This window comes from Achromobacter sp. 1L-A-4-B-C2, assembly GCF_057291955.1.
In genome coordinates this window covers 150,795-175,753 of the sequence record NZ_JBXAWP010000004.1, presented here as the reverse complement: position 1 = coordinate 175,753, position 24,959 = coordinate 150,795, and the positions used below count along the sequence as shown (strand labels likewise).

Below are 24,959 nucleotides of genomic sequence, written 5' to 3'. Positions count from 1 at the left end.
TAAGCTTGGCGACTTCGATCGGCGGCATGCGTGTACCGACGGCAGACGGGATCTGTCAGCTTTGCGCCAGCGTGGCTGGCGGCGAAAACGGGGTAGCCCATGATTCAACATCTTTGGAGCCGGCGCGCGCTGGCGGCGCTGGTCTGTATGTCCGCCATGGCAAGCGCCGGGGCGGCCGACAAGGTCAAGGTGGGATTGCTGACGACGTTGTCCGGGCCAGGGTCGGCGCTGGGCAATGAGATCCGCGACGGCTTCAATCTGGCGCTGCAACATACCGGTGGCAAGCTGGGCGGCCTGCCTGCCGAGGTCATCGTGGCCGATGACCAGCAGAAGGCGGACGCAGGCCGCCAGGCGGTGGAACGCCTGCTCAAGCGCGACCGCGTGGATGTCATGACGGGCATTGTGTTCTCGAACGTGCTGCTGCCGGTGATGCCCGCCATCTTGCAATCGAACACGGTGTACCTCAGCACCAACACGGGCCCCGAGAACTACGCGGGCGCCGGGTGCAACCCCAACTTTTTCGCGGTGGCCTGGCAGAACGAGGACATCCCCGCCGCCATGGGCAAGTACGCCATGGACCAGGGCTATAAGCGCGTGGCGCTGATTGCGCCCGACTACCCGGGTGGCCGCGAATCGCTCAACGGCTTCAAGCGTCTGTACAAGGGCGGGCTGTCCGAGGAGATCTACACGCAGCTGGGCCAATTGGACTACGGCGTAGAGATTACCCGGCTGCGCGCCAGCAAGCCCGATGCGGTGTTTTTCTTTTTGCCCGGCGGCATGGGCGTGAACTTCATCAAGCAATTCAACGGCGCGGGCCTGTCCAAGGACATCGCGCTATTGGCGCCCGGTTTCTCGGGTGACGAAGACACCATCGCGGCGGTGGGCGCGCCGATTGCGGGCATGCGCAACACGTCGCAGTGGGCCACCGACCTGGACAACCCGGCCAACCGGAAATTCGTCGAAGACTTCAAGAAGACCTACAAGCGCACGCCCACGCTGTATGCCTCGCAGGGCTATGACGCGGCCATGCTGCTGGACAGCGCCGTGCGGCAAACGGGCGGCAAGCTGGACGCCGACGCGCTGCGCCCGGCGCTGCGGCGCGCGGATTTCAAATCGGTGCGAGGCGACTTCAAGTTCAACCGCAACCAATACCCCATCCAGAACTACTACCTGCGCGTCGTCGAGGCGGGCGCGGACGGCAAGCTGGCCAACAAGCTGTCGGGCACGGTGCTGACGCAGTACCAGGACCCGTTCGCCGCCGCCTGCCAGATGAAATAGGCGCCGGCCGCCACGGCAATCGCGCCGCGGGCACGTTGCAACACAGGAGAACCGCATGACCCCATCCATCACGACGCGCGAGGTGACCGTTCCCTCGCACGACGGCAAGACCTTCAGCGCCTATCTGGCCGTGCCCGCCTCGGGCCACGGCCCGGGGCTGGTGCTGTGCCAGGAAATCTTCGGCGTGAACGACTTCATGCGCCGCGCCGCGCAGCTGCTGGCCGAAGAGGGCTATGTGGTGCTGGTGCCCGACCTGTTCTGGCGCCAGCAGCCCGGCATTGAACTGACCGACGGCCCGGCCGACATGCCGCGCGCGTTCGAGCTGTATCAGGGCTTTGACGTCGAGCAGGGCTTGAAAGACATTGCCGCCACCATCACCCTGCTGCGCGACTTGCCCGAGCAGCAGGGCGGCGTCGGCGTACTGGGCTATTGCCTGGGCGGCAAGCTGGCCTACCTGGCCGCCTGCCGCACCGATGTGGACGTGGCCGTGGGCTATTACGGCGTGGGCATCGAAGACAGCCTGGACGAAGCCGCCAACCTGCGCGGCCGCCTGGTGCTGCACATTGCCGAGCAGGACGGTTTCTGTCCGCCCGCCGCGCGCCAGCGCATCCTGGACGCGCTGGGGGGCAAGCCCGGCGTCGAGCTGTATGTGTACCCGGGCATGGACCACGCTTTTGCGCGCACGGGCGGCGATCACTACGACAAGCCCGCCGCGTTGATGGCGCACCAGCGCAGCATGGCCGCGCTGCAACGCGCCATCGGCCCCGAGTTCGATTATTCGTACTTGTGGGACAAGCACTGCGAATACGAATTCGGCACGCGCGACGTGGCCGCCACGATGGCGACGATGGTGGCCGAACCCTACGTGAACCACATCCCCACCATGACGGGCGGCGTGGGCCACAAGGAACTGTCACGTTTTTACCAGCACCATTTCGTCAACGGCAACCCGCCCGACACGCGCCTGATTCCGCTGTCGCGCACCGTGGGCGCCACCCAGATCGTGGACGAACTGCTGTTCTGCTTCACGCACACCACCGAGATCGACTGGATGCTGCCCGGCGTGCCGCCCACCGGCCGCACCGTGGAAATTCCGCTGCTTGCCGTGGTGAAGTTTCGGGGCGACAAGCTCTATCACGAGCACATCTATTGGGACCAGGCCAGCGTGCTGGTGCAGGTGGGCCTGCTGGACCCCACCGGCTTGCCGGTGGCGGGCCGCGAGACCGCCGCCAAGTTGCTGGATGAAACCCTGCCGTCCAACACGCTGATGGCGCGTTGGAAAGACAGCGAGAACAAGTAGGAGCGCCTGATGTCTTACACCGACCAACAACTGTCCGAGATGGTGCGCGGCGACAGCGTGCACCGAGGCGTCTACACCGATCCGGCCATCTTCGACCTGGAGATGCAACGCATCTACGGCCGCGCCTGGATCTACGTGGGCCATGAAAGCCAGGTGCCCAAGACGGGCGACTATCACACCACCCGCGTGGGCGACCAGGACGTGCTGATGGTGCGCGCGTCCGATGGCCGCGTGCACGTGCTGTACAACCGCTGCCCGCACAAGGGCGCCAAGGTGGTGGCGGACGGCGAGGGCTGCGTGGGCAAGTTCTTTCGCTGCCCGTACCACGCCTGGACGTTCAAGCTGGACGGCAGCCATCTGGGCGTGCCGCTCAAGCAGGGCCTGGAAGGTACGTCGTATGACCCCACCGACCCGGCGTTCTCGATGCGCCGCCTGGCGCGCGTGGAAAGCTATCGCGGCTTCGTGTTCGCCAGCCAGGCCAAGGAAGGCCCGGCGCTGGTCGACTTCCTGGGCGGCGTGCGCTCGTCCATCGACAACCTGTGCGACCGCTCGCCGGTGGGCGAGGTGGAAGTGGCCGGCGGCATTTTCCGCGTGATGCAGCGGTCGAACTGGAAGGTGTTCTACGAAAACCTGCACGACACGATGCACGCCCGCGTCACGCACGAATCGTCCTACGCGGCGGCGCGCGACGAGGCCAAGGAAATGGGCGAAATGCCGCTTGAGCTGCACATCATGGACGGCAACGGCGAGCCCTACGAATTCTGGGAAAAGCTGGAGCTGCGCGCCTACGACAACGGCCACGGCTATATGGAAGGCATCTTCAACCCCGGCGCCGCCGAACGCGATCCGGTATCGCGCGCGCACTTCGACACGCTGAGCGCCGCGTATGGTGAAGACCGCGCGCGTGAAATCCTGGGCATGAACCGCCACAACACCGTCATCTACGGCAGCGGCTCGCCTCACACGGTGTTCCAGCAATTTCGCGTGATTCGCCCCATCGCCGTGGACCGCACGCTGATCGAAATCCAGACGTTCCGCTGCAAGGGCGCGCCCGACGGCGTCTTCAAGCGTGCAATGCTGTACGCCAATGTCATCAATTCGCCGTCGTCCAACGTCATGCCCGACGACATCGAGCTCTACAACCGCTGTCAGGAAGGCAACGCCACGCGCGGCGGCGAATGGGTCAGCATGCACCGCTATCACGGCAGCGACCGCAGCGACGCGGACGGCATGGTGTCCGTCAACGGCACCAGCGAACTGCCCATGCGCAACCAGTTCCGCGCGTGGAAGACCTACATGGAGGCCGGCGCGGCGTCGAACGCGCCCGCCACGGGAGAAGGCGCATGCTGCTAGACCTGGATTTCGATGTCGGCACGGCCGACCTGTCGCCCGCCGAGGTGCCCGCCGATGCGTATCACCGCATCGCGCAGTTCCTGTATCGCGAGGCCCGGCTGCTGGACGAGCGCCGCTACGACGACTGGCAGGCGCTGTGGACGCAGGACGGCATGTACTGGATGCCGCGCGTGCACGGGCAGCAAAGCCCGTACGACCATATCTCGCTGTTCTGGGAAGACCGCATGCTGCGCGACGTGCGCATCCGGCGGCTGGAGCATCCGCGCAACTGGTCGCAGCAGCCGCCTACGCGCAGCGTGCGGCTGGTGGGCGGGGTGCAGGTGGAAGGCGTGGACGCGGGCGGCAACCTGGTGGTGCATTCCGCGTTCCAGATGACCGAATGGCGCAAGCGACAGCCGCGCCAGCTGGCGGGCCGCTACACGCACAAGCTGGCCGCCGAAGGCGACAGCTGGCGCATCCGCATGAAGCGCGTGGACCTGGTCAATTGCGACGACGTGCACGATGTGTTCGAGGTGTTCGTGTGATGTCGGCGGATACCGCGGTGCTGGCGCTGCACTACCAGAACGACGTGCTGCATCCCGACGGCAAGATCCGCGTCGGGCTGGATGCGGACAATGGCGCGCGCCAGCGCCTGCTGGATAGCGCGGCGGCGCTGCTGGACGGTGCGCGCGCGCAATCGTTGCCTATCGTGCACGTGCGCATTGCGTTTCGTCCGGACTACGCCGACCTGCTGCCCAACTGCGCCATCTTTCGCAACGTGGCGTCGATTGGCGCGGTACCAGAGGGCCAGTGGGGCAGCGAGTTCTACGACGGGCTGCAACCCGTGGCGGCAAGCCCGCGCGAGTTCGTGGTGAAGCACACCCGCATCAGCGCCTTCTACGGCACGCCGCTAGAGGAAACGCTGCGCGTGATCGGCGCGCGCCGGCTGGTGGTGGCCGGCGTGGCCACGCATTCGGTGGTGGAAGGCACGGTGCGCCACGCCGCCGATATTGGTTTTGAGGTGATGGTGGCCGAGGACGCGTGCGCGTCCGCCGACCTGTCCGTGCATGAGGCCTCGCTGGCCAGCATGCGGCTGATTGCGCAAACGGGTTCGGTGGCGCAAGCGATGCGCTGGGCAGCCGCGCCGCATTGATCAAGGATTCTTCATGGACTTTTCAGGCTTTCCCGGCTTGGCCGGCAAGACCGCCATCATCACCGGCAGCACGCAGGGCCTGGGCGCGGACATCGCGCGCGGCCTGGCGGCGGCGGGCGCCAACGTGGTGCTGGTGGGGCGCAACGCACCGGCCGGCCAGGCACTGGCGCAAGAACTGGACGGGCGCGCGCTGTATTGCGAGACCGACATCGGCGAGGATGCGCAGATTCAGCGCTGCATCGACGCCGCGCTGGCGCGCTTTGGCCGGCTGGACATTCTGGTGAACAACGCCTGCCAGTACGCCGACCGCGGGCTGGCGTCATCGCGCGACGAATGGCACGCCACGCTGGACACCAACCTGGTGTCCGCCGCCATCTTCACGCAGCTGGCCGCGCCGCATTTGCCGCGCGGGGGCGTGGTGGTCAACATGGGCAGCACGGGCGGCAAGTTCGGCGCGGCCGGGCGCGCGCTGTATCCGGCATCCAAGGCGGCCATGCTGCAAATCACCAAGAACTTCGCGGTGGAATTGGCGCCGGCCGGCGTGCGCGTGCTGGCGGTGTCGCCGGCGTGGACGTGGTCGCCGTCCGTTGAACAGCTGTCGGGCGGATCGCGCCAGGCGGCGGACGCCGTGGGGGCGCATTTTCATCCGCTGGGCCGGATCGGGTCGGGCGACGAAATTGCCGCCGCCGTGTGCTTCGCGTGCTCGGACGCGGCCTCGTGGATGACGGGTGTGGACATCCCGGTGGACGGCGGCTTTTCCATCCTGGGCCCCGACCGTGGCATTTCGCCGCGCGTGTGGTTCAAGGAACTGGCACCCTGAGCCGGCTCGAGCCGAGCTAGCGGATAACGATCTCGCCTTCTTCCAGACCGGCCTTGCCGCCCACCTGGTCTTCCAGGAATTCCTGCACCTTGTTGCCCAGCTGAATCTTCGCGCCGCTGCAAAAGCGGCGGGTAGCGGTGACGGTGGCGGTGTGCAGCGGTTGCAGGTCGCGCACCAGTTGCCCCTCTTCCTCGTCCAGGGCGATCAAGTCGCCGCTGAGCTTGACGTGGGTGTTGCGCGCGCGCTCGACCACGTCGCCCGGGGCGCGTTGCGGATTGGCCTGCAAGAACATCAGCAGCTGTTCCAGCTTGGCCTTTTCCTCGTTCATCTTCAGGCGCTTGCGCGTCAACGCGGAACGCTTGATGTCGGCGTGCGGGTCCAGCCCGGCTTGGACCAGGGTGGGGATGCCCGACGGTGAACCGATGGTGCCGGCGCGCACGGCGTTCAGCGCGCGGATCTGGCCGCCGGTGATGGCGCTTTGCTGCGTGTTGGGCGGCCCGACGTGGACGCTGCCGCCCGCCGCGATGCTGCTCTGGCGGATCTCGCGTTCCACTTCGACGTCCTGCCCGGCGCTGATGATCGCGTTTTCGATGAACTTGGCGCGCAGCATGCCGCCACAGACGATGTGCGCGGTGCGCGCGGTGGCGGTCGGGTCCTGCAAGGCTTCCGCCATGCCGATGATGCCGCCCTTGACCGTGACGCTGCCACCGGCTTCCACCAGGGCCGCTTCGATGGTGCCGTTGACCACGACGTCGCCCGTCACGCGTACTTCCATCGTGGCGGCGATGTCGCCGCGCACTTGCAGCGAGCCTTCAAAGGTGATGTTGCCGGTGGACAGGTTGACGGCGTCCACCTCGACCATCGGGTTCACCTGCACGCCGTGGCTGATCAAGGTGGGCGTGCCCGCAATGGTGGCGCGCAGCAGCAGGGGATCTTCGGGGTCCACCTCGACGCCCGACAGGTCGCGGGAAAACGGGGTGTCGGGCAGTTCATCCGGCAAGGCCGGTTCGCCCAGCACGGTGACGCCGTCCACGCCGGGCAGCGGCGGTATGCGGCGCATCAAGGGCGTGCCGGGCGATACCAGCAGCAAGCTGCCCAGGTCGCGGTAGTCCACCTGCGCCAACTCATCGATTTCCTGCGCGCGCGGTTTCAGGCGGTCCAGCAGGCTTTCGAAGCGGGTGGGGGTGCCGCGCGTGGGCGGCGTGCCCCGGGCGATGACCACGGTTTCACGCGTGCCCTTTTCAACGGCCTCGGCCAGCGGCTGGTCGAGCACGCCGTGCACGATGCCGCGGTCGGCCACGGCCTGGCGCAGCGTGTCCAGCGTGACCGGCTTGCCGCCCTTGGGCGGGTGCAGCGTCAGCAGCGCGGTCATGCGGTTGGGGTCCAGTTCCAGCTCGAACGCGCCGTCCACCACCATGCCCACCGGGAATTGGACCGGTTCGGTGGCGGTGCGGCAGCGGTCGATAAAGGCCAGCACGGCGTGGTTGTCCAGCGCTTCGGCGCCCCAGCCGTTGGCGACGGCGGCGGCGGTCAGCGTGTCCCAGCTGGGGATGTCGGTATTGAAGGGCGGGGCGGGTTCGGCTTCGACGGCCAGGTCGGCGTCGGCCTGCTGCGCATCGGCGTCGCCGTCGGCGGAGGCGGAGCGCGAGTCGGACGCGGCGTCTGGGCCGGCGTCGGCAGAGGATTGTGCGGGGTCTTGGGCAGAGGGGTCCTGGCGTGGGGGCGGCGTGTAGATTGCCGTCAGGACGTTGGTGCTGGCTTCCAGCACCAGCTGGAGCGTGTTTTCTGCGTCCATCTTTGCCTCTCCGTGCCTGGCACGATCGGCCAGGTTCATTCATTTGGAAAATAATCGAAATATTACGACATATTGAGCTTCGCGTCCGCCGTATGTCCTAGGTATGTCCCCCAGGTTCCCAGCGGGCGCATCCTCGGGCAAGGGACTAGGGCGTAGGGCCTAGCGACAAACCGGGTCGACCGCCGCAGCATAGGGGCTCGCCAACGCGTCTTTGGACGCCGCCGGAGCCCCAACCATGGACCCTCGACACCGACCCATTCCGCAGGCCTTCAACGCCTTTGTGGCACGTGCGGGCGGCATGGCGGTGCTGATGGCGATTGCGTTGGGCGCTCTGGCGCTGGCGCCCTCGCGCCCCGCGCAGGCTGCCGAGATCTACCGCTACAAGGACCCCTACGGCGTCTGGCGCGCCATGAAGGTGCCGACCGGCTATGCCAAGCATTACAAGCGGGCGCAGACGCGGACGGCGTGGCGGGGCAACGGCATGAAGGTCTGTCTGGACTGCGCGCCGCAAGCCGGCGACGGCGCCCGCCTGGCCGCGCTGGCGCCGACATCACGCGCGCTGCGCTGGGGCGAGGCCATGCCTACCGCGCACGATGGCCTGATCGAACGGGCCGCCCAGGACTCGGGCGTGGACCGCGCCTTGCTGACGGCGGTCATTGCGATTGAATCGGGTTTTCGTAGCGATGCGCGTTCGCCCAAGGGCGCGCTGGGCTTGATGCAGCTGATGCCCGCGACGGCGGCGTCGGTGCTGGCGGTGGACGATATCGAGCGCGCCCTGGTGGACCCGGCAACGAATGTGCGGGCGGGCTCGCGCCATCTGCGTCGGCTGATCGACCAGTATCCCGGCCGGCTGGATCTGGCGCTGGCGGCGTACAACGCGGGGGAAGGGGCGGTGCGCAAATACGATGCGGTGCCGCCGTATGCCGAAACGCAGGCGTATGTGCGGGACGTGACGGCCCTGTACGAGCACTACAAAACGCCCTGAACAAAAACCGGCGCCAGGCTTGCCGCCCGGCGCCCGTGCCGCCTGGATGCCTAGATGGCGGCGAAGACCTTTTCAGCGATATCCAGCGTGGACTGGATCACCGCGTCGTCGTGCGTGGCCGACACAAAGCCCGCTTCGAATGCCGACGGCGCGAAGTGCACGCCGTGGTCCAGCATGGCGTGAAAGAAGCGGTTGAACGCGGCGGTATCGCATTGCGAGACTTCGGCGAACGACGTCGGGATCGTGTTGCTGAAGTAAATGCCGAACATGCCGCCCACCGAGTCGGCCGAAAACGCCAGGCCGGCGGCGCGAGCGCGTTCTTGCAGGCCCTGGGCCAGCTTTGCGGTTTGCGCGGCCAGCTTGTCATAGAAGCCGGGCGCGGCAATCAAACGTAGCGTGGCCAGGCCGGCGGCCACGGCCACCGGGTTGCCCGACAGCGTGCCCGCCTGGTAGACGCCGCCCAGCGGGGCGATGTGCTTCATCACGTCGGCGCTGCCGCCGAAGGCGCCCACCGGCATGCCGCCGCCGATCACCTTGGCCAGCGTGGTGATGTCCGGCTTGACGCCGGTCAGCCCCTGCACGCCTTGCGGACCCACGCGGAAACCCGTCATTACTTCGTCAAAGATCAGCAGCGCGCCGTGCTGGGTGCAAACTTCGCGCAGCCCTTCCAGGAAGCCGGGCGCGGGCTTGATCAGGTTCATGTTGCCGGCAACCGGCTCGACGATGATGCAGGCGATGTCGGCGCCGTGCTGGGCGAAGGCTTCGCGCACGGCATCCAGGTTGTTGTATTCCAGGGTCAGCGTGTGCGACACGAATTCCGGCGGCACCCCGGCCGAGCTGGGGTTGCCGAAGGTCAGCAGGCCCGAACCGGCCTTGACCAACAGGCTGTCGGAGTGCCCGTGATAGCAGCCTTCGAACTTCACGATCTTGGCGCGGCCGGTGGCGCCGCGCGCCAGCCGGATGGCCGTCATGGTGGCTTCGGTGCCCGAGCTGACCAGGCGCACCTGTTCCAGCGAGGGCAGGCGCGAGATCAGCACTTCGGCCAGATCGATTTCGGCTTCGGTGGGGGCGCCGAACGACAAGCCGTTGACGGCCGCTTCCTGCACCGCGCGCACCACTTCGGGGTGCGAATGGCCCAGGATGGCGGGGCCCCAAGAACCCACGTAATCGATGTACTGCTTGTCGTCCGCGTCCCACACGTACGGCCCTTGCGCGCGCTTGATGAAGCGCGGCGTGCCGCCCACGGAGCGGAAGGCGCGCACGGGCGAGTTGACGCCGCCGGGGATGCTGCGGCAGGCGCGATCGAAAAGCTGTTCGTTACGGGACATGGCGTTCAAGGCTTGCGAAGAGGGTTGGCGGAATAGGGCACGGAGCAGGCCACCGCGGCGGCACGGATGCTGGGCGCTTCGAAAAGGGCGGTGATGACGGCGATGGCGTCGGCGCCGGCCTGGGCCACCAGCGGCGCGTTGGCGGGCGTGATGCCGCCGATGGCGACCACGGCGGGCCGGGGCGCGTCGCGCTCGTCGACGAGGCGGCGCGCTTCGGTCAGCACCGACAGCGGCGCGCGCACGGTGTCCGGCTTGACGGTGGACGCGAACATGGCGCCAAAGGCGATGTAGTCGGCGCCGGCGTCCAGCAGTTCGCGGGCGCGGGTCAGGTCGTCGTAGCTGGAGCCGCCCAGAATCAGGTCGGGGCCGGCTTCGGCGCGGATGTGCGCCAGGCTTTCGTCGTCGCGGCCGACGTGCGCGCCGTCGGCGCCCACGTCAAGCGCCAGGCGCCAGTCGTCGTTGATCAGGAACACCACGCCAAGCTCGCGGCACAGCGGCGCCAGGGCGCGCGCTTGCGCCGCACGCACGGCGTCGGGCACGTTCTTGCGGCGCAATTGCAGGGAGCGCATGCCGCCCTCAGCGGCCTTGCGCACGGCTTGCAGCAGGCGGTCGGTGTCGTCCCATTCGGGCGTCACGCCGTACAGGCCGGAAGGAAAGCGCAGGGGTTTCATTGCGGTTGGATCCGGTTGGGAATGCGCCGGCCCATGCCCGGCAGGAAGCTGGCGGCCACCGAGGCATCGGCATGCGCCAGGCCCTGGCGCACGGCTTCCGGCATGTCCAGCCCGCGCGCCAGCATGGCGGTGATGGCTGTGGCGGCCAGGCCGCCGGCGTCGCCGTTGCGGTCGGGCGGGGTCTGCCAGGGCCAGGTGTGGGTCTGGCCGCTGGGGCCGAGCAGCACGTTGGCGAAGTGGCCGGGCCGCTGCGGGCTGCCCAGCACCAACACCCACTGCGCGCCGGCCGCCACCAGGGCGTGCATGGGTGAGGGGGCGTCCCCGATATCGATGTCGCCGTCGGCGTGCCACTGGGCCAGCCGCAGGTGTTCGATGACAAGCAGATTCGTCTGCGGCAGCACCAGCTCCAGCGTCGCGGCCAGGAGGTCGTCGGCGTCGTCTTCATCGGCGGCGTCGGCGGGCAGCGGGGCGCGCTGGCCCAGGTGCAACACCAGCGGCACCTGGCTGTAGTCAGCGGCCACCTGCGCGGCCACGCTTGCCGTTTCCGCGGTGTATAGTCCGCCCACCTTGATGGCCTGCACGGACATATCTTCCAGCAGGCAGCGTGCCTGGTCGTCCAGCAGGTCGGGCGAAACGGGATGGATTTCTTCGATGCCGGCAGTGTCCTGCACAGTCAGTGCGGTCACGGCCGCCAGGCCATGACAGCCCAGGCGGGCGCAGGTAACGGCGTCCGCGGGCAGGCCGTCCGATCCCGAGGGATCAAACGGGCCGAAGACCAAAACGAGAGGGGGGGTAACGGGGGCCACGTGGACAGCGCTTGAGCTTTGAGCGGAGTACCCGGACTCATTTTGAGGTGAATCAGGGGAACCCCTATTGGGTTTCGGTAAGATTGTCCCCATTCTAATGGAAGCCCCCCACCTTTGCCCCGCCACGGGGAACCGGGTCGGGAATTGATGTAAGAGAGAACTATGCGTACTTGGATGTGTCTGATTTGCGGCTGGGTCTATGACGAAGAGGCCGGCCTCCCCGACGAAGGTATCGCGCCCGGCACCCGCTGGGAAGACGTGCCGCCGAACTGGGTCTGTCCCGAATGCGGCGCCCGCAAAGAGGATTTCGAATTGATGGAAATCTGAACCCGACCCGCTGACCCATTCCGCCAGGGCTCGTAAGATGGGGCATCGCCCCATCCACCGCAACCGACGACGGTCTGCCGACAGGCAAGATGGCCACGCCGCCGTGTGCCACGTCGACGGTTCTTTCAGACTACCCAAAGGGGTTGCCATGACGGAAAAACACCACGAATCCGCCACCACGCAGGCGGCCAACTTTGCCAACCAGTTCCTGATCGCCATGCCCGGCATGGTCGAGGGCAGCCTGGCCGGCTCGGTCATCTACGTGTGCGAACACACCGAGCGCGGCGCGCTGGGGCTGGTCATCAACCGGCCTACCGACCTGACGCTGGGCACCTTGTTCGAGCGCATCGAACTGACGCTTGAAATCGGCCCCGTCAAAGACACGCTGGTTTATTTCGGCGGCCCGGTCCAGACCGACCGCGGCTTCGTGCTGCACGCGCCCGCCGGCGACTACAGCTCCAGCATCAAGATGGGCGCCATGGCGCTGACCACCTCGCGCGACGTGCTGCAAGCCGTGGCCGACGGCAACGGCCCCGAACGCATGCTGGTCACGCTGGGTTATGCCGGCTGGGGCGCGGGGCAGCTGGAAAGCGAGATGGGCCAGAACGCGTGGCTCAATGTCGGCGCCGACGATCACATCATCTTCGACGTACCCGCCGAAGACCGCTACCCGGCCGCGCTCAAGCTGCTGGGCATCGATCCGGTCATGCTGGCGGGCGATGCGGGCCATGCCTGAAGAAACACTGCTTGGTTTTGACTTCGGCGAAAAAAAGATCGGCATCGCCATCGGCAACACGCTGACGCGCCAGGCGCGCCCGCTGGAAATCATCTTCAGTGAAATCCGCGATGCGCGCTTTGGCCGCATCGCGGCGCTGTTGCAGGAATGGCAGCCGCACCGTGTGGTGGTAGGGCTGGCGCTTGACGCCGATGGCGGCGAACAACCCGCCACCGCGCGCTGCCGCCGCTTCGCCCATCAACTGCACGGCCGCTTCGGCATCGCCGTTGAACTGGTCGACGAACGCGGTTCCAGCATGGAAGCGCAGCGGCTGCTGGGCACGCACGCCGCCGACGACGCGATGGCAGCGGCTGTTATCCTGCAACGATATCTGGATACCCTGCCAGCGCCGTGATACGTGCGGCCCGGCTTCTTCTATGCTCAATCCGCAACTTGATCGCCGCGGCGAACTCATCCATCTGCTGACAACGGAAGGGCTGCCCAAGCGCCACGTCCAGCGCTTGCTTGACGACGCGCGCGGCTATGCCCGGTCGGCTGAGACGGCGCCGACGCTCTCCGTGCCCGTCTCCCCCACGTCGTTCTCCGCCACATCGTTCTCCCCGACGCCCTTCTCCCCCACGTCCGACGCCATCGCCGCGCCATGTCCCGTGTTCCTGTCCCTGGCTGACGACCGCGAGGCGTATGCCGCCTGCGCGACGCGCCTGTCCCTGCTGCCCGTGGTCCTGGACGCGCAAGCCGTGGACCCGCACGCCGGCGATCCCCTGGCGCAGACCGTGGCCGGTTTGCAGCCGGGCGTGCTGGTATTGCGCCACGCGGCCAGTGGCGCGGCGCATTGCGCCGCCGCGCATGCCGCGCCGGGACTGCGCATTCTTAATGCCGGCGATGGATCGCATGCCGACCCCTTGCCTGCCCTGGCGCTGGTGCAGGCGATGCTGAACGCAAGGCAGGACCTGACCAACCTGGCCGTGACGCTGGTGGGCGACGTGCGCCATTGCGGCGTGGCGCGTTCCGTCATCCACGCCATGACCACGCTGGGCGTGCCCGAAGTGCGCGTGGTCGCGCCGCGCACCTTGCTGCCGGAAGGCTTGCCGCAGCTGGGCGTGCGCGAATGCGGCAGCCTGTACGAAGGCTTGCTGGACGCCGACGTCATCATCGTCTTGCCGTTGAAGGTTGAGCAGATCAGCGGCGCGCTGCTGCCGTCCGCGCGCGAATACGCACATGGCTACGGCCTGACGCCCGCCGCGCTTGCCGCCGCCAAACCCGATGCGCTGCTGTTGCCCGTGGGCGCATTGACGCCGGGCGTGGAAGTGGACGGCGACGTGGCCGCCAGCCTGCCGCCCGTGCAGGCGCAGTTGGCGGACCTGGAACAGCATCTGCGCCTGGCCGCGTTGAGCCTGCTGGCCGGAGACGCGCCATGAGGCTGCATATCGCCAACGGCCGCCTGATCGATCCCGCCAATGCGGTGGACGGGCGGCACGATCTTTACCTTGCCGACGGCCATGTCGTCGCGGTGGGCACCGCGCCCGACGGCTTCCAGGCCGACCGCGTATTCGATGCGCAGGGCTTGGCCGTGTTGCCCGGCCTGGTTGACTTGTCGGCCCGCGTCGCGCAGCCTGGCCACGCGACCGGTCTGGCCTTCGCGCCCGCCGAATTGCGCGCGGCATTGGCAGGCGGCGTGACGCGCCTGGTGATGCCGCCGGATGCCGACGCCGCGCCGGACGAACCGGGCAAGGTCGACGCGCTGATGCGCCAACAGGAAGCCGGCCACCCGCGCATCTACCCGCTGGGCGCGATGACGGTTGGGCTGGCGGGCCAGACGCTGACGGAGATGGGCTTGCTGGCCCAAACCGGTTGCGTGGCGTTCGCACAGGGCGAACATGGCATCGCGGATACCCGTGTGCTGTGGGGCGCGATGCGTTATGCCAGCGGGCTGGGCCACACGCTGTGGCTGCGCCCGCAAGACCCGTGGTTGGCGCCGCGCGCCGTGGTTGCCGGGGGCGCCTATGCCGAACGGCTGGGGCTGGAAGGCCTGCCGCCGCAAGCGGAAACGATTGCGCTGAATACGATTTTCGAATTGCAGCGGGCAACGGGCGCGCGCGTGCACCTGACGCGGTTGTCCACGGCGGCGGGCTTGGCGTTGCTGCGCGCGGCCAAGCGCGAGGGGCTGGCGGTGACGGCGGACGTGTCGGTCCACAACCTGCACCTGACCGACGTGGACATCGGATTCTTCGACACGCACTACCACCTGCAACCGCCGCTGCGCGGCCAGCGTGACCGCGACGCCATCCAGGCGGCGTTGGCCGACGGCCTGGTCGCGGCGCTGTGTTCGGACCACACGCCCGTGGACACGCTGGGCAAGGCGGCGCCGTTCGCGTCGTCCACGCCAGGGGCAACGGCGTTGGAGCTGTTGCTGTCCTTGACCTTGAAATGGGCGCGCGACCATCGTGTGCCGCTGGCCGACGCGCTGGCGCGCGTCACCTGCGGCCCCGGCGCCGTATTGAACAGCCTGGAGAATCGCCGGACGGTCGGCTCGGCATTTGCCCCGGCGGTCGGCTCAACAAGCAGCGCGGCGCAGGCCGGGCAACTGGGCGTGGGTGCGCCCGCCGATGCTTGCGTGGTGGACCTGGACGCCGAATGGCTGGTGACGCCGTCGGCGCTGCAAAGCCGCAGCCCGCACACGCCGTTCGCGGGTATGATGCTGCCCGGTCGGGTACGCGCCACCGTGGTCGGTGGCCAACTGGCCTGGGAGACTTCAGTTTGAAGCTGCTGCGCTTTGTCTTGCGGTTGGCCCTGGTGCTGCCGCTGATTGTCTATGGCCTGGTGTGCGTGGGCCTTGTCTACCCCTTCATCCGCCCCGCGACGCGCGCCTGGCTGAACCGTTCATGGTCTCGCGCGTTGATGGCCGTCTGTGGCCTGAAGGTCGCTTTCAAAGGCGAACCCCGCATGACCGGGCCCGTGCTGCTGGTGGCCAACCATGTGTCGTGGATCGATATCTTCGTCCTGAATTCCGCGCGCCCCACCTCGTTCGTCGCCAAAAGCGAGATCCGCAAATGGCCGGTGATCGGCTGGCTGGTGGCGGGCGCCGGCACCTTGTTCATCGAACGCGGCCAACGGCACGCGGTGCACGCGATGGGCGAGGCCATGCAGGCCCGGTTCAAGCTGGGCGATGCGGTGGGGCTGTTTCCCGAAGGCACCACGACCGAAGGCTTCGACCTGCTTCCATTTCATGCCAGCCTGTTCGAACCGGCGCGTTCGGCGGCCGTTGAGATCCAGCCGGTGGCGCTGCGCTTCTTGCGCCACGGCAAGCGCGACGGCTTTGCCGCCTTTGTTGGCGAAGAAAGCCTGGTGGCCAATCTTTGGCGCGTGTTGGGCGCGACGGGGCTGGCCGTTGAAGTGGTGTTCCTGCCGCCGCTGGCGGCGCGGCATCCGGATGGCAGCCTGCCCACGCGGCTGGAGCTGTCGCATCAGGCTCGCGACGCAATCCTGGGCGCGTTGTAACGCCCGCGCCCGACCCACCGGCGGGCTTCAGATGCCGCCGGAAAACTCGCAGCAACTCTCGGCCAGCTCGGCCACGCTTTCACAAAACGCCACGTCCGCGTCACGGCGGAACATCGCGCTGTAGACCGATTGCGGCGGCGCGGTGCTGGTGCGCGCAATCACCAGCTGCTTCTTGCTGACCATGTCCGCAAAGTAATCGCGCGGCAGGCAGCTGACGCCAAAGCCGGCGGCGGTCAGCCCCGCCATTGCGATCAGGCTGTTGATCGTGAAGATATTGCTGTCGGGCGTGTGCGGCCGCAACCACCCGTCGTAAATCATGTTCAAGCCCGATTCGCGGCTTTGCCGCAGCAGCGGCAGGCGCGCGATGTCGGCGGGCGTGTAGACGCGGCTGGCGTCGATCAGGTCGGGGCTGCCCATCCACGCGAATTCCAGCCGCTGTAGCGCCACCACCTGCAAGTTGGGTTCCGCGAATTCCCCATGCAGGAACGCCATGTCCAGCTGCCCGGCCTGCAAGCGCTTGAGCAGGTCGGCGCCCAGGTCGATGTGCGGCTCAAGCGTGATGCGCGGATAGTGCGCGCGCAGCAGGCGGATCAGCGCGGGCAGCCACGTCATCGCCGTGATCTCGGTGATGCCGAAGCGAAACGTTCCGGTCAGCGTGTGCTGGCCCTTCAAACGCACCAGCAAGCGGTCGCGATGCCCCAGCATTTCTTCGGCCAGCGCATAGACCTCGTGCCCGCGCGCCGTCAATTCCGCGCGGTGGCCCGATCGGTCGAACAGCGCCACGTCGAAGTCCGCCTCCAGTTCCTGGATGCGCTTGGTGATGGCCGATTGCGTGGTGTGCAGCTTTTGCGCCGATGCCGAAAACGTGCCCAGCCGCACGGTCCAGTACAGCGCCTCGATCTGCTTGAAGGTCAGCATGTCGAGCCCTGAGCAAGGGTGATGTTCATTCCGAAATTTCCGCCTAGGGGTAACCCGTATATTCTTAAAAGCGATATAGATCGTGGAAATTTAATCCCTTTTTCTGAAAACGAAAAGCTCGCAACATGCGATCTGAACCCACCCCGACCGCCGGCATCCCGAAGCCTTACCCCCCTTGCCCCCGGCGGCTTTCGATAGAGGACGTTGCAGATCGTCATGGCTCAGATTCTTACCGGCGCACGCCAATTGCCGGCTTCCCCCGTTGCTCCCGCCGCCGTACTCCAAGCCCTGGCCGGCATCGTCACGCCGCACCTTAGCGACAACCTGGCGCGCCGCGAAGGCATCTCGGGCCTGCACCGCTACAACCGCAGCGGCAAGCTTGTTGGCACTGCCTTGACCGTCAAGACCCGCCCGGGCGACAACCTGATGATCTACAAGGCCATGATGCAGATCCAGCCCGGCCACGTCCTGGTGGTGGATGCGGGCGGCGACTTGTCCAACGCCGTGCTGGGCGAAATCATGAAGCGCTATTTGCAGCTGCACGGCTGCGCCGGCGTGGTGGTCGACGGCGCGATCCGCGACGTGGCCGCGTTCGAGGCCGACAGCTTTCCCTGCTATGCGCGCGGCCACATCCATCGTGGCCCGTACAAAGACGGCCCGGGCGAAGTCAACGTGCCCGTGTCGGTCGGCGGCCAGGTCATCCAACCCGGCGACATCCTGGTGGGCGACGAAGACGGCCTGGTCAGCTTTCCCGCGTCCGACGCGCAAAGCCTGATCGAGGCCGCGCACGCGCACGCCGCCAAGGAAGAACGCATCATGGCCGAGATCGCCAAGGGCGATAAGACGCAAAGCTGGATGCAGGCCGCGTTTGCCGCCAAGGGGCTGGCATGAACGCCGCCGACACCGCCTTCCTGGCTGACCGCGCCCTGGCCATCAAGCCATCGCCCAGCATGGCCGCCAAGACGCGCGTGGATCAACTGCGCGCGCAGGGCCGCGACATCGTCGACTTCACGGTCGGTGAGCCGGACCTGCCCACGCCCGCGCACATCGTGCAGGCTGGCATCGACGCGCTGAACAGCGGCGACATCCGCTACACCGCATCGGTCGGCGCCAAGCCGCTGCTGGAAGCGGTGCGCGCCAAGTTCCAGCGCGAGAACGGCCTGGACTACGGCCTGGACGAACTGATCGTGGGCGTGGGCGCCAAGCAGCTCATCTTCACGGCGCTGGCCGCCTCCGTACAGGCCGGCGACGAAGTCATCATCCCCGCGCCGTACTGGGTGTCGTACCCGGACATGGTGCTGGTCAACGACGGCAAGCCGGTGGTGCTCGCCTGCCCCGAAGCCGACGGCTTCAAGCTGACGCCGCAAGCGCTGGAACAAGCCATCACGCCGCGTACGAAGTGGCTGCTGCTGAACACCCCCAGCAACCCCACCGGCGCGATGTACAGCGAAGCGGAGCTGCAAGCGCTGGGCGCGGTGCTGGCGCGCCATCCCCACGTGTGGTTGCTGACCGACGAAATCTACGAACACCTGGCGTATGGCGATGCGCGCCATGCCTCGCCGGCGGCCGTGGTGTCGGCGCTGGCGGGCCGCACGCTGACCATCAACGGCGTGTCCAAGGCCTATGCGATGACGGGTTGGCGCCTGGGTTACGCGGGCGGTCCCAAGCCGCTGATCCGCGCCATGGCCACGCTGATCTCGCAAAGCACCAGCTGCGTCAGCGCCATCAGCCAGGCGGCCGCCCGCGTGGCCTTGACCGCAGACCAGCGCTGCGTCACCGACGCCGCCGCCATCTTCCATGCGCGGCGTGACCGCATCGTGTCTTTGCTGAACGCCGTGCCCGGTATTCGCTGCCCGCAACCGCAGGGCGCGTTCTACGTCTATCCGTCGGTGGAAGGCTTGCTGGGCAAGCGCACGCCCGGCGGCCGCGTACTGCAAACCGATTTGGACGTGGTGATGTACCTGCTGGATGACGCGGGTGTCGCCGTGCTGGACGGCGCGGCCTATGGCTTGTCGCCGTACCTGCGCCTGAGCTTTGCCACATCGATGGAAAACATCGAAGAAGGATGCCGCCGCATCGCCCAGGCTTGCGCGGCGCTGGATTGACCTACATACCGATACTTAAGGGGAATAATCATGAAGACCACCATCGCCAGCCTTCTTGCCGCCGTGGGCGTTGCCGCCACGCTGGCGCCCACCGCGCACGCGGACACGTTGCAGGACATCAAGGCGCGCGGCAAATTCATTTGCGGCACCATGGGCACCGCCGAGCCCTTCAGCTTTCAGGACCCCAAGACCCGTGCCGTGGTCGGCTATGAAGTCGATATGTGCCAGGCGGTGGCCGACAGCCTGGGCGTGCCGCTGGAGCTCAAGCTGATCGCCGTTGAGGCCCGCATCCCCGAACTGATCGCGGGTCGCGTCGACGTGGTGGCGGCCAACCTGGGCTGGAGCCCCGAACGCGCGCAGCAGATCGATTATTCGCACCAGCATTTCGTCAGCCTGCAAAAGATCCTGGCCCGCGATTCCGAGAAAGACCTGAAGGCGCCCGCCGACCTGGCCGGCAAGCGCGTCAGCGCGGTGCGCGGCTCGTCGTCCGAGCAAGGCGCTCGCAAGAACATCCCCAACGTGGACCCCGTGACGTTCAAGGACCCCAGCGGCGCGTTCCTGGCCTTGCAGCAAGGCAAGGTCAGCGGCTTTGTCGGGTCTGAGCTGATGCTGGTCAAGCTTCAGCATCAGGCCGCCACCAGCGCCGTGCCCGTCAAGATTCTGGAGCCGGCGCTGTTCGTCGAGCCCTGGGGCATGGGCGTGCGCAAGGGCGACACGGCAATGCTGAATCAGGTCAACAAGGTGCTGGACGGCATGGAGGCATCTGGCCAGGCCGGTAAGGTGTTCGACAAGTGGTTCGGCGCCGGCACGCAGTTCAACATGAAGCGCGACTTCCGCATCGAAGCCATCAAGGGTTGATGCGCGACGCGCGCCGGAGCCTGTCTCGATGCATTACGTTTTCGACTTCAACGCCATTTTCCAGGGCGAGTATCCAACGTGGCTGTGGAGGGGATTCGTCACCACCCTGGCGCTGGCGGGGCTGTCCTGGGTGCTGGCGTTCGGCGTGGGCAGCCTGCTGGCGGTGATCCGCCTGACGGGCTCGCCCGTGGCCAACGCGGTGATCGCCACTTATGTGGCGTTTCATCGCAACGTGCCCATGCTGGTGCACATCCTGTTCTGGTACTTCGGCGTGCCGGCGCTGCTGCCGCAAGGGGCCAGCGACTGGCTCAACAGCCACGGCAGTGAATTCATCATGTCGTGCATCGCCATCGCGCTGGTGATGTCGGCCTACATCTGCGAAGACCTGCGCAGCGCCGTGCGCGGCATTGCGCCGGGGCAGGTCGAGGCCGCGCGGGCGCTGGGCCTGGGCTTTCTGCGCACCATGCGCTGCGTGGTGCTGCCGCAGGCGTTTCGCATCGCCATTCCGCCGCTGCTGAACCAGACGCTGCTGTTGTTGAAGAACACCAGCCTGGCGATGGCGATCGGGGTGACGGAGCTGACGGCGGCCGGGCGCGAAATCGAGAACTACACGTTCCGCACGTTCGAGGCCTATGCGGTGGTGACGGTGATTTATCTGGTGCTGTCGTTCCTCATCATGGGTGGCGGCGCGATCTTGCAACGACGGTATCGTCCGCTGGGGGCGCGCTGATATGTGGGACATCCTGAAAGACAACTGGCTGCTGCTGCTGATCGGGCAGTATCCGCACGGCCCGGTCGGTGGCCTGGTCGCCACGCTGGGCCTGGCGGCGATCAGCCTGGCGTTGGCGCTGCCTTGCGGCGTGCTGCTGGCGCTGGGCCGGATCAGCCCCTACCGGATCTTCTACTGGCCGTCGTCGGCCGTGGTGTATCTGGTGCGCGGGCTGCCGCTGCTGATGTTTATTTTCTGGGCATACTTTTTTGTGCCGCTCATCATCGGCCGGCCCGTGGCGGGCACGACCACGATGGTGGTTGCGCTGGTGTGCTACGAAAGCGCGTACCTGGCCGAGATCATCCGCGCCGGCATCCAGGCGTTGCCGCCCGGACAGCAAGAGGCCAGCCGGGCGCTGGGCCTGTCGTATATGCAGACGATGCGGCGCGTGATCCTGCCGCAGGCGCTCTACAACATGCTGCCCAGCATGCTGAGCCAGTTCGTCTCGACGGTGAAGGAAACGTCGCTGGCCTACGTCATCAGCGTGCAGGAGCTGACCTACGCCGCCAACCAGATCAACAGCGTGTTGCTGACCAAGCCGTTTGAAGTGTTCGGCTTGCTGGCGATGACCTATTTTGTTTTGAATTTTGGCCTGAGTTCCTTGGTGCACCTGACCGAACGACGTATCGGCAGACGGCGCGCCGGGCTGGGGGCCGCCCCTAAAGTGGTGCCGACATGATCCGATTTTCACAAGTGCAGAAGTGGTATGGCGATTACCAGGCGCTGGCCGACGTGACCGAAGAGGTCAGGCAGGGCGAAGTCGTCGTCGTGTGCGGGCCGTCGGGGTCGGGTAAATCCACCTTGATCCGCACCATCAACCGGCTGGAACCCATCCAGAAGGGCCTCATTGAAGTGAACGGGCAGGACATCTACGGGCCGAAGGTGCACCTGGACCAGCTGCGCAGCCACATCGGCTTCGTGTTCCAGCAGTTCAACCTGTTCCCGCATCTGTCCGTGCTGGAAAACCTGATGCTGGCGCCGCTGCAATTGAAACGCGCGCGGCGTCCCGAAGCGCGCGAGCGGGCGCTGCAATTGCTGGAACGCGTGGGCCTGTCGCACAAGGCAGAGGCGTATCCCGCCCAGTTGTCGGGCGGTCAGCAGCAACGCGTGGCGATTGCGCGTGCGTTGGCGATGAACCCGCCCGTGATGCTGTTTGACGAGCCGACCAGCGCGCTGGACCCCGAGATGGTGGGCGAGGTGCTACAGGTGATGAAGGGCCTGGCCAAGGACGGGATGACGATGGTGTGCGTGACGCACGAAATGGGTTTCGCGCGTGAAGTGGCGGACCGCGTGTGGTTCATGGACGCCGGGCGCATCGTGGAAACGGGCACGCCCGACGCGTTCTTCAGCCGGCCCGCAACGGTGCGGGCGCAGAAGTTCCTGGCCGAAATCCGTCACTGAGCGCGTGGCGGCGTCAGTCCGACAGCGGGTTCTGGAATTGCGAGCACTTGACCTGGACCAGCTTGCGGTCTTGCAGGCGCAAGGCCGTCAGCGCGCCGCCCCAGACGCAGCCCGTGTCCAGGCAGATCACGTCGGGGCGCTGTAGCAGGCCCAGCGTGGACCAGTGGCCGAACACGGTTGTGATGTCGCGCGTGGCGCGATTGGGCACGTCAAACCAGGGCACCAGGTTGGGTGGCCACGCGCCGGGGGCCACCTTGGTGGCAAATTCCATGTGGCCGTTGGGCGTGCACAGGCGGATACGCGTCAGCGCGTTGATGATGACCCGCATCCGCTTGCCGCCCTTGTGGTCTTCTTTCCACGTGGCCGGCTCGTTGCCGTACATCTTTTGCAGCGCCTTGTGCCAGTTCGGGCCGCGCAGCGCGTCCTGCACTTCGCCGGCCAGTGACAGGGTCTTGGCCACGTCCCACTTGGCCAGCGTACCGGCGTGCACCAGCAGATGGCCTTGTTCAAAATGGGCCAGCGGGCGAAAGCGCAACCAGTTGATGAGTTCGGCGGCGTCGGGCGCGCGCAGGATCGGGTCCAGCGTGTCGGACTTGGACGGCTTGCGCACGCCGGCCGCGGCGGCCAGCAGGTGCAGGTCATGGTTGCCCAGCACCGAGGTGGCGCGGTCGCCCAGATCGATGATGCGGCGCAGGGTTTCCAGCGATTGCGGCCCCCGGTTGACCAGGTCGCCCGCGAACCAGAAGCGCGAACGGGGGTCTCCGACCAGGTCGGGATGGGCCAGCAAGCGGTCCAGCGGCGAGCAGCACCCCTGCACGTCGCCGATCATCCAGATACTGCCGTTCATGCGGGACTCTTGCTCCAGGGCCAGCGTTGTTGGACCACGCGCGTGATCGTGTGGCGGTATTCCATGTAGCTCATCGCGCCCAAGGCCAGGGCCATGGCACCGATGTTCGGACCCAGCGCTGTCAGCCATGACGGCCATTTGCCCAGCATGCCGACGTTAAGCGCCAGCTGGTTCAGCATGAAGAACCCCACGCCCAGCAGGATGCCGATGAACACTTTGGCGCCCACGCCGCCACGGCGGGTTTGCATCAGGCCGATAGGCGCGGCAATGGTGATCATCACCAGCAGCGTGAACGGATACGCCAGTTTGCGCCACAGGGCCACCACCTGTCGACCATATTGCAGCTGGTTGTCGCGCAAGTACTGCACGTAGTCCAGCAGCGTGACGATGGACATGCGTTCGGGCGTCAGCACGCGGGCCAGCAGGCGTTCGGCGCTAAGCGTGGTGTCCACCGTGCGCTCGGGCACCTTGGCGACCGAGGCGGGCGGGTTCTTGGGTTGGCGCGCGTTGGCCAGTGCTTCGGCCGCGTCGTCGTCCAGGCGGGTTTCCGACACGTCTTTCAGCACCAGGTCGCCATGCGCGAACAGGCCGGTGGGCGCCGTGGACAGCACGGTCAGCGTCTGGTCTTTCTTGAATTCGTAAAGGGTGATGCCGGCCACCTGGCCGTCGCCCTTGAGTTCGGCGATGTTGATGATGCGCATGCCGCCGTTGGCGGTGGGTTCCTTGAACCAGTAGCCGCTTTTCAGGCGGTCGCCGCCGGCCTTGCCGCGAAACATCAGGTTGGCTTCGCCGCTTTTGATTTCGGCCCAGGGCGTGACGTATTCGGACAACAGGGCGGCGCCGATCATCAGCGGGATGGTCACCACCCACAGCATGCGCAACAGCCGCATGCCGCTGACGCCCGAGACGCGCAGGATGACCAGTTCGTTGCGCTGGGCCAGGCCGGCCAGCGCCAGGATCGCGCCGATCAACAGGCCGATGGGCAGAAGATCGTACAGACGGGTGGGTATGGCCAGCGCCTGCATGTAGAGCAGGGCCATCATGGAGAACTTGTCGCCCACGTTGTCCAGGTCGTCTACCAGCGCGAAGAATGTGAAAAGGCCGAGCAGGGCCATAAGGACCACTGCACAAGAGCGATAGATTTCGCGGGCCAGGTAGCGACGGGCGGTACGCATGAAAATGTGGGGAAGCGCTAAACGTGAAAGCTTAACAAATCCCACCGCCCAGGGTGCGAAGTGCGCGTAGCGGGCGGCGGGTTCGGGAGGTCAGGAGACGCAAGAATGCGTCACAGGGACGTCAAGGCGGATCAGGGGATGTCCACCATCTGCATCCGGCGGGTCAGTACCCCCACGCGGGAGTTCAGGTAATTGGAATTGCGGCGGGTGTCGTAGAAGCGCGGGTTGGGCAGCATGGCGGCCAGCCGCGCGGACTGGCTGGCGCTGAGGTTGGCGGCCGACGTATTGAAATAGTGCTGCGCGGCGGCTTGTGCGCCAAAGACGCCCACGCCCCACTCGGCCACGTTCAGATACAGCTCAAGAATGCGTTCCTTGCTCATGACGTGTTCGATCATGTAGGCCAGGACCAGTTCCTGTCCTTTGCGGATGTAACTGCGCGAACTGGACAGGAACATATTCTTGGCCAGCTGCTGCGTAATGGTGGAGCCGCCGCGCATCTTGCTGCGGCCGGCTTCTTCCTGGCGCTGGTTGTATTCCCAGGCCTTGCGGATGGCGTCCCATTCGATGCCGTCGTGTTCGGTGAACCTGGAATCCTCGGACGCCACCACCGCGCGCTTGAGGTTGCGGCTGATCTTGTCGTAGGGGACCCATTCGTATTTCAGCTGGAAGGCGGGGTTGCCTTCGCGCAGGCGCGAGCGTTCTTCGCGCATGATCGCGCTGCTGCCGGGATCGCGGTAGTTGTACCAGACCACCTGCGAGAACAGCCAGAATTGGTACAACAGCACCGCGCACACCAACGCCATCAGCACGCCGGTGATGATCCGGAACCAGGATCGGCCCTGCTTGCGAGTCGCCAT

The 24,959-nt window shown here is 66.7% G+C and carries 27 protein-coding genes; 19 read left to right on the top strand and 8 right to left on the bottom strand.

Going from position 1 to position 24,959, the window contains the following annotated elements; all coding sequences use genetic code 11:
- Window positions 1–99: 99 nt before the first annotated feature.
- Genes AC0Z35_RS19490 through AC0Z35_RS19465 form a run of 6 tightly spaced genes read left to right on the top strand, consistent with a single transcriptional unit; the run spans window position 100 to window position 5,883 of the window.
- Window positions 100–1,278: an ABC transporter substrate-binding protein gene (locus tag AC0Z35_RS19490; RefSeq protein ID WP_485132542.1), complete on the top strand. Its 1,179-nt coding sequence runs from the start codon at window positions 100–102 to the stop codon at window positions 1,276–1,278.
- 55 nt (window positions 1,279–1,333) lie between these two features.
- Window positions 1,334–2,578 (top strand): dienelactone hydrolase family protein, encoded by a 1,245-nt coding sequence (locus tag AC0Z35_RS19485; protein ID WP_046806564.1) that lies wholly within the window; start codon window positions 1,334–1,336, stop codon window positions 2,576–2,578.
- Between the two features lie 9 nt (window positions 2,579–2,587).
- Window positions 2,588–3,931: an aromatic ring-hydroxylating dioxygenase subunit alpha gene (locus tag AC0Z35_RS19480; RefSeq protein WP_319308533.1), complete on the top strand. Its 1,344-nt coding sequence runs from the start codon at window positions 2,588–2,590 to the stop codon at window positions 3,929–3,931.
- Window positions 3,922–4,455 (top strand): aromatic-ring-hydroxylating dioxygenase subunit beta, encoded by a 534-nt coding sequence (locus AC0Z35_RS19475; protein WP_046806562.1) that lies wholly within the window; start codon window positions 3,922–3,924, stop codon window positions 4,453–4,455. Before AC0Z35_RS19480 ends, AC0Z35_RS19475 begins: the two co-directional genes overlap by 10 nt.
- On the top strand, window positions 4,455–5,063 hold the full coding sequence (locus AC0Z35_RS19470) for a cysteine hydrolase family protein (protein ID WP_104145201.1): 609 nt from the start codon (window positions 4,455–4,457) through the stop codon (window positions 5,061–5,063). The genes AC0Z35_RS19475 and AC0Z35_RS19470 overlap by 1 nt, the downstream gene beginning before the upstream one ends.
- 13 nt (window positions 5,064–5,076) lie before the next feature.
- Window positions 5,077–5,883, top strand: a complete 807-nt coding sequence (locus tag AC0Z35_RS19465; protein ID WP_485132541.1) for an SDR family oxidoreductase — start codon at window positions 5,077–5,079, stop codon at window positions 5,881–5,883.
- Window positions 5,884–5,899: 16 nt separating this feature from the next.
- Here AC0Z35_RS19465 and AC0Z35_RS19460 read toward each other — a convergent pair whose 3' ends face one another.
- A complete protein-coding gene (locus AC0Z35_RS19460) occupies window positions 5,900–7,678 on the bottom strand; it encodes a DUF342 domain-containing protein (RefSeq protein WP_485132540.1) in 1,779 nt (592 codons plus the stop codon).
- A 235-nt stretch (window positions 7,679–7,913) separates the two neighbouring features.
- Between AC0Z35_RS19460 and AC0Z35_RS19455 the strand changes: the two genes are divergently transcribed.
- Entirely contained in the window at window positions 7,914–8,663 is a 750-nt protein-coding gene (locus tag AC0Z35_RS19455) for a lytic transglycosylase domain-containing protein (RefSeq protein WP_485132539.1), read from the top strand.
- A gap of 50 nt (window positions 8,664–8,713) precedes the next feature.
- Here the strand turns inward: AC0Z35_RS19455 and hemL are convergent, their stop codons facing one another.
- From hemL to AC0Z35_RS19440, 3 genes are read right to left on the bottom strand one after another with little or no spacing between them, the layout of a single operon-like run.
- Window positions 8,714–9,991, bottom strand: a complete 1,278-nt coding sequence (gene hemL / locus AC0Z35_RS19450; protein WP_046806558.1) for a glutamate-1-semialdehyde 2,1-aminomutase — start codon at window positions 9,989–9,991, stop codon at window positions 8,714–8,716.
- Between the two features lie 5 nt (window positions 9,992–9,996).
- Window positions 9,997–10,662: a thiamine phosphate synthase gene (gene thiE, locus AC0Z35_RS19445; RefSeq protein WP_485132538.1), complete on the bottom strand. Its 666-nt coding sequence runs from the start codon at window positions 10,660–10,662 to the stop codon at window positions 9,997–9,999.
- The gene (locus AC0Z35_RS19440; RefSeq protein ID WP_104145197.1) at window positions 10,659–11,468 is read right to left on the bottom strand and encodes a hydroxymethylpyrimidine/phosphomethylpyrimidine kinase; all 810 of its coding nucleotides are present in this window, start codon (window positions 11,466–11,468) and stop codon (window positions 10,659–10,661) included. Before AC0Z35_RS19440 ends, thiE begins: the two co-directional genes overlap by 4 nt.
- 162 nt (window positions 11,469–11,630) lie before the next feature.
- Here AC0Z35_RS19440 and AC0Z35_RS19435 point away from each other — a divergent pair, with 162 nt between their 5' ends.
- The 6 genes from AC0Z35_RS19435 to AC0Z35_RS19410 all read left to right on the top strand — a co-directional run bounded on the left by AC0Z35_RS19435 (window position 11,631) and on the right by AC0Z35_RS19410 (window position 16,029).
- On the top strand, window positions 11,631–11,795 hold the full coding sequence (locus tag AC0Z35_RS19435; protein ID WP_003814980.1) for a rubredoxin: 165 nt from the start codon (window positions 11,631–11,633) through the stop codon (window positions 11,793–11,795).
- 148 nt (window positions 11,796–11,943) lie between these two features.
- Window positions 11,944–12,531 (top strand): YqgE/AlgH family protein, encoded by a 588-nt coding sequence (locus tag AC0Z35_RS19430; protein WP_046806555.1) that lies wholly within the window; start codon window positions 11,944–11,946, stop codon window positions 12,529–12,531.
- Entirely contained in the window at window positions 12,524–12,925 is a 402-nt protein-coding gene (gene ruvX, locus AC0Z35_RS19425; RefSeq protein WP_485132537.1) for a Holliday junction resolvase RuvX, read from the top strand. Before AC0Z35_RS19430 ends, ruvX begins: the two co-directional genes overlap by 8 nt.
- Window positions 12,926–12,947: 22 nt before the next feature.
- Window positions 12,948–13,949: an aspartate carbamoyltransferase gene (locus tag AC0Z35_RS19420; protein WP_485132536.1), complete on the top strand. Its 1,002-nt coding sequence runs from the start codon at window positions 12,948–12,950 to the stop codon at window positions 13,947–13,949.
- On the top strand, window positions 13,946–15,292 hold the full coding sequence (locus tag AC0Z35_RS19415) for a dihydroorotase (protein WP_485132535.1): 1,347 nt from the start codon (window positions 13,946–13,948) through the stop codon (window positions 15,290–15,292). The genes AC0Z35_RS19420 and AC0Z35_RS19415 overlap by 4 nt, the downstream gene beginning before the upstream one ends.
- Window positions 15,289–16,029: a lysophospholipid acyltransferase family protein gene (locus tag AC0Z35_RS19410; RefSeq protein WP_319308689.1), complete on the top strand. Its 741-nt coding sequence runs from the start codon at window positions 15,289–15,291 to the stop codon at window positions 16,027–16,029. The genes AC0Z35_RS19415 and AC0Z35_RS19410 overlap by 4 nt, the downstream gene beginning before the upstream one ends.
- 27 nt (window positions 16,030–16,056) lie before the next feature.
- On the opposite strand, the gene AC0Z35_RS19405 is transcribed toward AC0Z35_RS19410, so the two are convergent.
- Window positions 16,057–16,947 (bottom strand): LysR family transcriptional regulator, encoded by an 891-nt coding sequence (locus AC0Z35_RS19405; RefSeq protein WP_046806551.1) that lies wholly within the window; start codon window positions 16,945–16,947, stop codon window positions 16,057–16,059.
- Window positions 16,948–17,163: 216 nt separating this feature from the next.
- Between AC0Z35_RS19405 and AC0Z35_RS19400 the strand changes: the two genes are divergently transcribed.
- The 6 genes from AC0Z35_RS19400 to AC0Z35_RS19375 are packed head-to-tail and all read left to right on the top strand — an operon-like array spanning window position 17,164 to window position 22,080.
- The gene (locus tag AC0Z35_RS19400) at window positions 17,164–17,838 is read left to right on the top strand and encodes an RraA family protein (RefSeq protein WP_485132534.1); all 675 of its coding nucleotides are present in this window, start codon (window positions 17,164–17,166) and stop codon (window positions 17,836–17,838) included.
- Window positions 17,835–19,052 carry an aminotransferase class I/II-fold pyridoxal phosphate-dependent enzyme gene (locus AC0Z35_RS19395; protein WP_485132533.1) on the top strand — a complete coding sequence of 406 codons (1,218 nt, stop codon included), beginning with the start codon at window positions 17,835–17,837 and terminating at the stop codon, window positions 19,050–19,052. The genes AC0Z35_RS19400 and AC0Z35_RS19395 overlap by 4 nt, the downstream gene beginning before the upstream one ends.
- A 30-nt stretch (window positions 19,053–19,082) precedes the next feature.
- Entirely contained in the window at window positions 19,083–19,910 is an 828-nt protein-coding gene (locus AC0Z35_RS19390; RefSeq protein ID WP_104145193.1) for an ABC transporter substrate-binding protein, read from the top strand.
- A gap of 28 nt (window positions 19,911–19,938) precedes the next feature.
- Window positions 19,939–20,640: an amino acid ABC transporter permease gene (locus tag AC0Z35_RS19385; RefSeq protein WP_046806547.1), complete on the top strand. Its 702-nt coding sequence runs from the start codon at window positions 19,939–19,941 to the stop codon at window positions 20,638–20,640.
- A 1-nt stretch (window position 20,641) separates the two neighbouring features.
- Window positions 20,642–21,358 (top strand): amino acid ABC transporter permease, encoded by a 717-nt coding sequence (locus AC0Z35_RS19380; RefSeq protein ID WP_046806546.1) that lies wholly within the window; start codon window positions 20,642–20,644, stop codon window positions 21,356–21,358.
- Window positions 21,355–22,080, top strand: coding sequence for an amino acid ABC transporter ATP-binding protein (locus tag AC0Z35_RS19375; protein ID WP_046806545.1), 726 nt, complete (start codon window positions 21,355–21,357; stop codon window positions 22,078–22,080). The genes AC0Z35_RS19380 and AC0Z35_RS19375 overlap by 4 nt, the downstream gene beginning before the upstream one ends.
- Window positions 22,081–22,093: 13 nt before the next feature.
- Here AC0Z35_RS19375 and AC0Z35_RS19370 read toward each other — a convergent pair whose 3' ends face one another.
- The 3 genes from AC0Z35_RS19370 to mtgA form a co-directional block, all read right to left on the bottom strand.
- On the bottom strand, window positions 22,094–22,927 hold the full coding sequence (locus tag AC0Z35_RS19370; protein WP_046806544.1) for a symmetrical bis(5'-nucleosyl)-tetraphosphatase: 834 nt from the start codon (window positions 22,925–22,927) through the stop codon (window positions 22,094–22,096).
- Window positions 22,924–24,102 (bottom strand): LPS export ABC transporter permease LptG, encoded by a 1,179-nt coding sequence (gene lptG / locus AC0Z35_RS19365; RefSeq protein ID WP_104145191.1) that lies wholly within the window; start codon window positions 24,100–24,102, stop codon window positions 22,924–22,926. The genes AC0Z35_RS19370 and lptG overlap by 4 nt, the downstream gene beginning before the upstream one ends.
- Before the next feature lie 131 nt (window positions 24,103–24,233).
- Window positions 24,234–24,959, bottom strand: a complete 726-nt coding sequence (gene mtgA, locus AC0Z35_RS19360) for a monofunctional biosynthetic peptidoglycan transglycosylase (protein ID WP_485132532.1) — start codon at window positions 24,957–24,959, stop codon at window positions 24,234–24,236.

Coding starts and splice junctions, on each gene's coding strand:
- AC0Z35_RS19395 (WP_485132533.1), top strand. CDS start 17,835: ATGAACGCCGCCGACACCGCCTTCCTGGCTGACCGCGCCCTGGCCATC.
- AC0Z35_RS19470 (WP_104145201.1), top strand. CDS start 4,455: ATGTCGGCGGATACCGCGGTGCTGGCGCTGCACTACCAGAACGACGTG.
- mtgA (WP_485132532.1), bottom strand. CDS start 24,959: ATGGCGACTCGCAAGCAGGGCCGATCCTGGTTCCGGATCATCACCGGC.
- AC0Z35_RS19375 (WP_046806545.1), top strand. CDS start 21,355: ATGATCCGATTTTCACAAGTGCAGAAGTGGTATGGCGATTACCAGGCG.
- AC0Z35_RS19430 (WP_046806555.1), top strand. CDS start 11,944: ATGACGGAAAAACACCACGAATCCGCCACCACGCAGGCGGCCAACTTT.
- AC0Z35_RS19435 (WP_003814980.1), top strand. CDS start 11,631: ATGCGTACTTGGATGTGTCTGATTTGCGGCTGGGTCTATGACGAAGAG.
- AC0Z35_RS19405 (WP_046806551.1), bottom strand. CDS start 16,947: ATGCTGACCTTCAAGCAGATCGAGGCGCTGTACTGGACCGTGCGGCTG.
- AC0Z35_RS19420 (WP_485132536.1), top strand. CDS start 12,948: ATGCTCAATCCGCAACTTGATCGCCGCGGCGAACTCATCCATCTGCTG.
- AC0Z35_RS19465 (WP_485132541.1), top strand. CDS start 5,077: ATGGACTTTTCAGGCTTTCCCGGCTTGGCCGGCAAGACCGCCATCATC.
- AC0Z35_RS19415 (WP_485132535.1), top strand. CDS start 13,946: ATGAGGCTGCATATCGCCAACGGCCGCCTGATCGATCCCGCCAATGCG.
- AC0Z35_RS19370 (WP_046806544.1), bottom strand. CDS start 22,927: ATGAACGGCAGTATCTGGATGATCGGCGACGTGCAGGGGTGCTGCTCG.
- AC0Z35_RS19380 (WP_046806546.1), top strand. CDS start 20,642: ATGTGGGACATCCTGAAAGACAACTGGCTGCTGCTGCTGATCGGGCAG.
- AC0Z35_RS19460 (WP_485132540.1), bottom strand. CDS start 7,678: ATGGACGCAGAAAACACGCTCCAGCTGGTGCTGGAAGCCAGCACCAAC.
- thiE (WP_485132538.1), bottom strand. CDS start 10,662: ATGAAACCCCTGCGCTTTCCTTCCGGCCTGTACGGCGTGACGCCCGAA.
- lptG (WP_104145191.1), bottom strand. CDS start 24,102: ATGCGTACCGCCCGTCGCTACCTGGCCCGCGAAATCTATCGCTCTTGT.
- AC0Z35_RS19400 (WP_485132534.1), top strand. CDS start 17,164: ATGGCTCAGATTCTTACCGGCGCACGCCAATTGCCGGCTTCCCCCGTT.
- ruvX (WP_485132537.1), top strand. CDS start 12,524: ATGCCTGAAGAAACACTGCTTGGTTTTGACTTCGGCGAAAAAAAGATC.
- hemL (WP_046806558.1), bottom strand. CDS start 9,991: ATGTCCCGTAACGAACAGCTTTTCGATCGCGCCTGCCGCAGCATCCCC.
- AC0Z35_RS19455 (WP_485132539.1), top strand. CDS start 7,914: ATGGACCCTCGACACCGACCCATTCCGCAGGCCTTCAACGCCTTTGTG.
- AC0Z35_RS19385 (WP_046806547.1), top strand. CDS start 19,939: ATGCATTACGTTTTCGACTTCAACGCCATTTTCCAGGGCGAGTATCCA.
- AC0Z35_RS19480 (WP_319308533.1), top strand. CDS start 2,588: ATGTCTTACACCGACCAACAACTGTCCGAGATGGTGCGCGGCGACAGC.
- AC0Z35_RS19390 (WP_104145193.1), top strand. CDS start 19,083: ATGAAGACCACCATCGCCAGCCTTCTTGCCGCCGTGGGCGTTGCCGCC.
- AC0Z35_RS19475 (WP_046806562.1), top strand. CDS start 3,922: ATGCTGCTAGACCTGGATTTCGATGTCGGCACGGCCGACCTGTCGCCC.
- AC0Z35_RS19485 (WP_046806564.1), top strand. CDS start 1,334: ATGACCCCATCCATCACGACGCGCGAGGTGACCGTTCCCTCGCACGAC.
- AC0Z35_RS19490 (WP_485132542.1), top strand. CDS start 100: ATGATTCAACATCTTTGGAGCCGGCGCGCGCTGGCGGCGCTGGTCTGT.